At 63.1% G+C, this 8,710-nt stretch carries 6 protein-coding genes; 5 read left to right on the top strand and 1 reads right to left on the bottom strand.

Features of this window, described 5'->3' with window-relative positions; genetic code table 11:
• The first annotated feature begins 1 nt into the window (after position 1).
• From cspE to ACWDV4_RS27665, 5 genes are all read left to right on the top strand, one after another.
• Complete coding sequence (cspE, locus tag ACWDV4_RS27685; RefSeq protein WP_184535897.1) at positions 2 to 205, top strand: transcription antiterminator/RNA stability regulator CspE; 204 nt, start codon at positions 2 to 4, stop codon at positions 203 to 205.
• Between the two features lie 214 nt (positions 206 to 419).
• Entirely contained in the window at positions 420 to 1,730 is a 1,311-nt protein-coding gene (locus ACWDV4_RS27680) for a DEAD/DEAH box helicase (protein WP_449984551.1), read from the top strand.
• A gap of 236 nt (positions 1,731 to 1,966) precedes the next feature.
• A complete protein-coding gene (locus ACWDV4_RS27675; protein ID WP_449984548.1) occupies positions 1,967 to 3,100 on the top strand; it encodes an IS630 family transposase in 1,134 nt (377 codons plus the stop codon).
• Between the two features lie 498 nt (positions 3,101 to 3,598).
• A complete protein-coding gene (locus tag ACWDV4_RS27670; RefSeq protein WP_449984545.1) occupies positions 3,599 to 4,003 on the top strand; it encodes a hypothetical protein in 405 nt (134 codons plus the stop codon).
• A 349-nt stretch (positions 4,004 to 4,352) separates the two neighbouring features.
• Entirely contained in the window at positions 4,353 to 6,743 is a 2,391-nt protein-coding gene (locus ACWDV4_RS27665) for a protein kinase domain-containing protein (protein WP_449984542.1), read from the top strand.
• A gap of 368 nt (positions 6,744 to 7,111) precedes the next feature.
• Here ACWDV4_RS27665 and ACWDV4_RS27660 read toward each other — a convergent pair whose 3' ends face one another.
• Positions 7,112 to 8,686: a serine hydrolase domain-containing protein gene (locus tag ACWDV4_RS27660; protein ID WP_449984539.1), complete on the bottom strand. Its 1,575-nt coding sequence runs from the start codon at positions 8,684 to 8,686 to the stop codon at positions 7,112 to 7,114.
• Between the last annotated feature and the right edge of the window lie 24 nt (positions 8,687 to 8,710).

Below are 8,710 nucleotides of genomic sequence, written 5' to 3'. Positions count from 1 at the left end.
AATGGCAATTGGCACCGTCAAGTGGTTCAACGCTGACAAGGGCTATGGCTTCATCACCCCGGACGGCGGCGGCGCTGACGTCTTCGCCCACTTCTCCGCGATCCAGTCCTCCGGCTACCGCAGCCTCGAGGAGAACCAGCGGGTCGAGTTCGAGGTGACCCAGGGCCAGAAGGGCCCGCAGGCGGAGAACATCCGCCCCGTCTGAGCTGGGCATCATCGCTCAGTCCTACCGCGCCCTCCGGGCGCGGTGACGCGGCCGACCCGTGCCTACCGGCACGGGTCGGGTCCCGCGCTTCTGTTCCGGTTCGTGCTTGCGACCGTTGGCGGTGGTTCTATACCCCCAGCGGCAGCGCTCGCCTGTGCGGCTTTCCGCCTGACGAGCCTTCCTCGACACGTGCCGCCATCGAGGAAGGCTCCACATGACTACCCCTGCCATCAACACGTTCGCCGACACGCAGTTGGCGCCTGCGCTGCACGCCGCGCTGGCCGCGAACGGCATCACCGAGCCGTTCCCGATCCAGGCAGCCACCCTGCCTGACTCGCTCGCCGGTCGGGACGTCCTCGGCCGGGGCCGTACCGGTTCCGGTAAGACCCTCGCCTTCGGCCTGCCGCTGCTGTCCCGGACCGCTGGCCAGCGGGCCCGCCCGGGCCGGCCGCTGGCACTGGTCCTGGTGCCTACCCGCGAGCTGGCCCAGCAGGTCACCACCGCGCTAGCACCGTACGCCCAGGCCCTCAAGCTACGCTGCGCCACCGTGGTGGGCGGGCTGTCGTTGCAGCGCCAGGCGGATGCCCTGCGGGCCGGTGCCGAGGTTGTCGTTGCCACCCCGGGCCGGCTCAATGACCTGCTCAACCGGGGAGACTGCCGGCTCGACCAGGTGGCCATCACGGTGCTGGACGAGGCCGACCAGATGGCCGACATGGGATTCCTGCCGCAGGTCACCAAGATCCTGGAGCAGGTCGCCCCGAACGGGCAGCGGATGCTCTTCTCCGCCACCCTGGACCGGGGCGTCGACCGGTTGGTCCGACGCTTCCTGACCAACCCGGTGTCGCACTCCGTCGATCCGGGGACGGCCACGGTCACCGCGATGACCCACCACGTCCTGCACGTGGAGTTGGCCGACAAGTCCGCCGCACTCACCCAGATCGCCGCCCGCGAGGGCCGGACCATCCTGTTCATGGGTACGAAGCACCGCGCGGACCGGCTGGCCCGGCAACTGCTGGCCAGTGGCGTACGGGCGGCGGCCCTGCACGGTGGCAAGTCGCAGCCGCAGCGGACCCGAATCCTGGAGCAGTTCCGCACCGGCCAGGTGACCGCCCTGGTGGCGACCGACGTGGCGGCGCGCGGCATCCACGTCGACGGGCTCGACATGGTGGTCAACGTGGACCCGCCGACGGAGGCCAAGGACTACCTGCACCGGGGTGGTCGTACCGCCCGGGCCGGCGAGTCGGGCACCGTGGTCACCCTGGTGCTGCCCGAGCAGCGCCGGGATGTGTCCCGGTTGATGAGTACTGCCGGGATCAAGCCGGAGGCGATCCGGGTCCGCCCCGGTGACTCGGAGCTGGTTCGGGTAACCGGGGCGCGGATTCCGTCCGGGGTGCCGGTGGTCATTGCGCCGCCGGTCCAGCCGGCACCGGCAGCTAAAGCGGCACCGACGGCTCGATCCGCCCACCGTGGCTCCGGCCGGCCGAGGCGTCCCCGGCGTCGCCCGGGTCAGCAGCCGACGAGCTAGCGGCACCGAGCGACCGGACTTGCCCGACGGGCCGGTTCCGTTGAGGTGCTCAGGATCGGTGGCGTGCGAGGTCGGTTTTGGCGCCAGCCGAGGGTTGTCCGTAGACCAGCGCGGGATGTGCGGGTAGGGCCCCTACCCGCTGTCGCTTACTAGTGCCGCATCAGGGAATGTTTGCCCCGTGACGACGCGCCGTGCGGGTGCTGGTCTGGACGGTGTGCTGTGGCCAGGCTGTTGGGGTGGCAGAACGAGTACGGGCCCGAGAGATCGATGACGACGAGGGGCAGCGGCTGCGGCGGATCATCCGTAGAGGTACTGTTTCGGTGGTGACCTGGCGGCGGGCTCAGATGGTGCTGCTGTCCGCGCAGGGCATGTCGGTGGGGAAGATCGCCGAGGTGACGTTCACCAGCGCGGATCGGGTCCGGGATGTGATCCACAACTTCAACGCTGACGGCTTCGACTCGCTCTACCCGAAATACAAAGGCGGCCGGCCGAGAACGTGCACGCTGCCTGAGCGGCGTGAGATCAAGAAGATCACCAAGTCCAAGCCGGCCGAACACGGGCTGCCGTTCTCGACCTGGAGCCTGGCCAAGCTGGCCGACTTCCTGGTCGCTGAGGGGGTGGTCGACGACATCAGCCACGAGGGTCTGCGGGTCCTGCTCCGCGAGGAGGGCGTGTCCTTTCAACGGGTGAAGACCTGGAAGACCTCCCGCGACCCGGACTACGCCACCAAGAAGGCCCGGGTCGAGCACCTCTACGCGATCGCTGACGGCGAGGTCATACCCGAGGACGGCGAGCCCGAGGTCGTGTTCTGTCTGGACGAGTTCGGCCCGTTGAATCTCCAACCTCATCCCGGGCGGCAGTGGGCCGAGCGTGGTGGACGACACAAGGACCCCGCCCGGCAGCCGCGGCCCCGACGGCGGGCGACCTACACCCGACCACACGGGATCAGGCACCTGTTCGCCGCCTACGACCTGGGCAAGGACCAGCTCTACGGCCACATCAAGCCGACAAAGACCCGCACCCGGTTCCTGGAGTTCTGCCGCTACCTGCGCAGCCTGCACCCGCCGCAAACCCGGATCGCGATCGTGCTCGACAACTACTCCCCACACCTGAGCACGAAGAGAGACACCCGCGTCGGCGACTGGGCCGCGGCCAACAACGTCGAGTTCGCCTACACACCCACCAACAGCTCCTGGCTCAACCGCATCGAGGCCCAATTCACCGCCCTGCGCTACTTCACCCTCGATGGCACCGACCACGCCACCCACCGGCAGCAGGGCAGCATGATCCGCCGCTACATCATCTGGCGGAACAAGAACGCCGCCGACGAACGCCTACGCGAGGTAATCAACAGGGCAAACGTTGCCTGATGCGGCACTAGCGCCTCGTCTTTGAATATTGATCGTGTAATCCACCGGTGTCGGCAGTTGTCCTGCGGCAGGCTGTTTCCCGACGTTTCGGCGGGGTGGTAGCCGGTGGGCAGACGCCCGGAGGTGTTCGTCCGGCAGGTGTCGACAACCGAGGGCCCAGCGCTTACAGCGGATCAGCCGCAGCACGAAGGACCCGGCCAAGCTGCGCCGGGCGATCGTGGTGTTGATGTCTGTCTGGCCAGGGCCAACCGGCCCCGGATATCGCTTACCTGCTACGGACCAGCGAGGACTACGTCCGCGACGTGATCCACGCCTTCAACGAGCGTAGGCGGTTCACCGCACTCGACCCAAAACGGGTGCGGGGGTGCACCGAGACGGATCGATAAGCAGACCCGTAACTGGATCTGCGTCATCGCCCGGTGTGACCCCGTTTCCTCGGCAAACCCTTCTCCTTCTGGTCCCTGGCCAAGCTGCGCGACTACCTCATCGCCGCCTCGCGTGCCCGCGAGCAGCATCGAGACGATCCGCCGGATCCTGCATGAACGCGGCGTGTCCTGGCAGGCCACCAAAACGTGGAGGGCCGGCACCGGTCCCGACTTCACGTCGGAGATGCGTCGGATCCTGGGCCTCTACGATCACCCACCCACAGACGGCCTGGTGATCTGCGTCGACGAGTTCGGGGCACTGAATCTGCAACCCCGCCCCGGCCGGGCCTGGCGACCCCAGGGCCAGCCAGCCCGGCTACGGGCCACCTACACCCGCGACCAGGGAGTACGGCACATGATCGCCGCCCTGGACCATCCGATGGCGCAACCAACGAGCCCGACCGAAAACTGGACTCGCCACCGACTCCAAGATCCGATATCCGGATTACCCGTTCAAGGCTGGATAACGGGGCACTAGCTGGCGAGATGCACACGCACAATCCCAGCCGGTCGTTGGCGTGCTTGCGTAGCAGGTTGAGTTCGGGAGGCGCCACAGGACCAGGTCCGTGCCTCGATGAATTTGCCTAAGTCAACCAAAATGCCCATCAACTGCGCTTGTTGTTTGATGATGGCGCTAAATGTGGAGTAATCTAGCGTTTGAGATAATGCGGCTATGTCTCTAACGTAGACAAGATAGATCGCGGAGGTGTGGCCACATGTGATCGGATGGTTCCATTGTGCTGCAATCATCGGTAGAGTGCTCACTTATGCCGATAGACTCGCGGATGTTGCAAGGCTTCTCAGCGGAGGATCAGGAGAAGTGCGACTTGATCAGCGTTCTTACAGCCGCAGGCCTATCGATTGAATATGTCAAAAGAACGAATGACCTTCGCGTGTGGGGACTTTATGTCAAGCCCTCAGAGATGCTACGCGCAGCCCTCGGGGAAAATCGCGAGATACTTGTTCTCGTAGCCCAGTACCCCAAATTTCAAGCGCGAGAAATCGATCAAGCCACATCAATAATTGCGACAAACGGCGTTCGGCTAAGTCGATCCCTTGGTATCGTCATTACTGGAGACAAGCGAACAGGCGAACTGGTTGCCGAAATTAGCGAGGATTCGCAGATCCTCTTTGTGGGATTCAGCCTCGATCGGATTAGGTCCTGTAGGCCGCACGGCGCACAGGATTTCAAGCTCTTGCTGCAAGCTCAAACTTATGCCCGTGACCTCTACGATCTGCCAGGTGCAATTACTCGTTCTCAGGATTTCTTCGGGCGGAGACGCTTATTAGAGCGATTGCGACAAGAAGTAGTAACCGGATCTGGTCATCAAGGAGTTTTTGGTCTAAGAAAGATTGGTAAGACATCACTTGTTAACCGTCTTGCCCAGTTAGTGCGAGATGACGGGCGGTGTTACGTTGCGCAGATAGACCTGCAGCGGGCGGCAGCAATCCGTCCTGATGCTGCATATATTCTTTGGTCTATAGGTCAAGCGATATACGATTCTCATCGCCAGGTGCGCGAGGTTAAGTTCTTCCGTCTCTTTGGGCGATACTCCCTCTTCTCTGACATTCCCGAACCGTCATTGACATTCGAGCTGTTCGACCATGATCTTAGGCATTTAATCTCCAGTCGTAAGCGCCGCGTAGCCATTTTCCTGGACGAGATAGAGCGGATACTCCCGCCATCTGGTTCTGCGGGATCCAAAGAGGAGTTCGTGCGTGTATGGAGGATACTCCGTGGCCTTGATCAGCAGTACTACGGCCGCCTTTCTTTCATAATTTCAGGGACGAATCCTAAGTGTGTGGAAGACGCGAGGATTGGGAATGAAGATAATCCCATCTACAATTACTTTACCAGGGAGTATCTCAAGCCATTCTCTTTAGATGAAACGGGTGATCTGCTTGCCACGGTTGGGCAACGTATAGGGATTCGATGGTCGCCACGGGCGATAAGTGAGGCATTTGCGCAGACTGGCGGCCATCCGGCCATTTTGCGCGCCCTTGGGTCTGCGGCTCATAACAAGAAGACGAATCGCCGGGAGCCGGTAACAATTGAACAACAAGACGTGAGGGCCCTATCGCGCCAACTCCTCGTTGAGCGTACCCCGCTACTCGCTCAACTGGTCTCCACTTTGCGTGACGAATACCCGGACGAGTACTTCCTCCTTTCCCTGCTTGCTGAGGGCAAAGTCCATGAATTCGCGGAACTCGCAAGAACTTTCCCTAGTGATGTCGCACACCTAGTGGGATACGGAATCTGCCGCGCTCCCACAGACACGCCGCAGTTCGCAGTGAAGCTCTTGCAAACCCACCTGCAACGTCAGAGCTCGGAAGGAGCGAGGCCGACAAATCATCATGGGAGCCGACTTGTGGAAGGTGAGCAGGTAGGCGACTACATCATTGAGACTAAAATAGGCCGACCTAGCGGGTTCGCGACGGTTTACCGGGCTCGCGAGATCGACGGCCCTCGGCTAGTCGCAATCAAGGTGATCAAAGGGGGCCGGCTAAGTAGCGTCCAACGAGAGCTCGATGTGCTTCAGACTTTGAATCATAAAAACATTGTGAAAATTCTAGATGCTGGGAGCCTACCGAACGGTGATCCTTTCCTGGTCATGCAGTATATTAGTGGTCCGACTTTGCATGAATTCTGTGAAGCGTCCAGTCGCCCCTCCGAGGTAACCCTACTGAAATGGGCTACTCAGCTCCTGTCGGCTCTTGTGAGCATGCACCCCCGACCGTCGGAGGTGGACACGCTTCGGAAGCAGCACGATGAACTCGACGGCGAGGTCGTTCAGGCCATCTTCGAAGCTCAGCACGGCGTTGTTCATCGTGACATTAAGCCTGATAATATAATCCTATCTAGCGAGCATGGCCCCGTGTTGATTGACTTCAATATTTCGGTTAGGGCAGGTTCGGCCGTTCGTACGATATCCAGTACTCCGAATTATCTGCCTCCAGGGTTGATGATTGGTCACTGGTCCCATGAGGTCGATCTCTATCAACTGGGCCTCACTCTGCTTCAATTGGCTGCTGGTGCACGTATAACGAAGGCCACGCTCGAAGACTTGCATGTTATGGCGAAGCAGAGCATCTCTCCACGAACAATGACTTTTCTTGATCGCCTGCTGTCCTTCCAGACTTCTAGTGGGTACAGGTTAACGAGTGATGCACTTCGTGACGCCAAGCAAGCCCTCGGAGCGCTCAGTCGCAGGATGTAGTGCTCCAAAACGCGCAGCATTCGCGATTGATTGGGAGCGGTGGGCTGGCTTACCTGGAACGTCCCGACAAATTCTGGCTGGGTGTCTGGAGCAGCCGTCCATCGTGGAACTGATTAAGCGGATTGGTGGATGAAGAGTCGGATTGCTGAGTTGGAGTGGGACAAAAACCGAATTGGGCCGGGAGAATGTAGCGCTTTGGTTGGAAAAGACAGCCAGCGCTGTCATCGTTGGGGACACGCTTGGATCGGCGGGTTCGGTGTGCAGCCTGGCCACCAGGGATGCACGTTGTGGCGGGTGATGGCCCACCTGAGCGGGGGGTAACGATTTCGGCTGTTTGTGGGCGTGTACGGTGGCTTTACTTGCCACCGTCATGACTGTGCTGGCGGTAAGGTCGACGAGCTAGCCCGCCGGATGTCGGCCAGGCTGTGTCCGGTGCGGACGGTGCGGACGGTGCGGACCACGGCGAGGGCGGTGGCGAGCACCGCGACGGCCACGCTGGCCTGCCCGAGGTCTGGCGCCCAGAGCAGCACCTGCGCCGGGCCGGCACCCGACGCGGCGGGTAGCCCCCAGACTGCCCCGATCGCCAGGGCAGCGCAGCCGACCAGCGAGCCGACGGTAGTGGCGAGGAGCCGGCCCCGGGTCGGTGCCCCGCCCGGCTGATCCGCCGACCGTCGCCGCCGGATTGCCCGTACCAGCGTCCACACCAGACCGGCGAGCAGCAGGCTGGCGATCGTGACCATGGTGACGAGCGCCCCGGTGAGAAGGGGGTCCGGCTCAGCGGTCGTGACGGTGCCACCGTGCAGGATCCGGGCGACGTCGAACGCGATGCCGGTCAGCGGCGGATCCATTGCCAGGCTGTAGACATTGGACAGTACGACGATGGCCAGCTCCGATTCGGGCACGAGTACGACGTGACTGAAGGAGTTGGGGACCGCCCCGGCATGCCAGACGATTCGGGTGCCGGTGCCGGTGCCGGTGCAGGTGCAGGTGCAGGTGAGGACAGTGTCCCGCCAGCCCAGTCCGTACCGGCCTCTGTTGCCGACCGCCACCTGACCGGTGTGCGACTGCGCGATGCCCGAGGCGGAGAGGAGCTGACTGTCCCCGTACCGCCCGCCGGTGAGCTGCGTGGTGGCGAAGTGGGTCAGATCCTCCAGGCTCGCCGCCAGATAGCCGTACGGCACACCGGAGGTGTCGTACGGGAGGTCGAAGCGTTGCGGGCGACCGAAGTGGTAACGGTGGCCGGCGGTGAGGCCGATCGCCGCAGCCTCTGCCGAAGTGGTGGCGGTGTGCCGCATGTCCAGCGGATCGAGCACGTTGCGTCGCAGGTACGCCCCGAAGGGCTGCCCGGTGACCGCCTCGACGAGCGCGCCGAGGACCTGGTAATTGGCGCCGCTGTACTGATAAGTCTGCCCGGGGGTGGCGGTGGGGCGCAGCCGGGTGAGGTCCTGTACCGACCGGGTCAGCCCGTCCGGGGTGTTGTCGCCACGGTCGGTCAGGCCACTGCTCTCGATGCCGGGCAGGCCGCTGGTGTGGGTCAGCAACTGTCGTACGGTGATCTTCTCTGCCGCCGCCGCGTCGGCGAGGCGGAACCATGGCAGGTAACGCAGGATCGGCGTGTCCAGTTCGACCTGTCCCGCCTCGACGAGCTGCATCACCGCCAGTGCGGTGAACGGCTTGGCGACCGAGCCCAGCAGGAACGGCGTCTGCCCGGTAACCGGCTGTTCGTCTCCATCGACACCCCAGGTGCGCTGGTAGGCGACCTGATCGCCACGCACGATCGCCACGGCGCTGCCCGGTGCCCGGAGAGCGGCCAACTGTCGGCTCAGGTGCGAGTCCACTTCGGCGAACTCGTCGGTCGGCGGTGCACCGGACGCCGGCAGCGCCGTGGTGAGGAGGGTGGCTAGAACAGCCGCACCTGTCGTCAGTAGTGCACCGACCTTCATCTTTCTTCCCCCGTGTGGTGTGGC

Source organism: Micromonospora sp. NPDC003197 (genome assembly GCF_053590565.1).
Note: the sequence above shows the minus strand (reverse complement) of the source record. Positions and strands in the feature narration are given on the sequence as shown.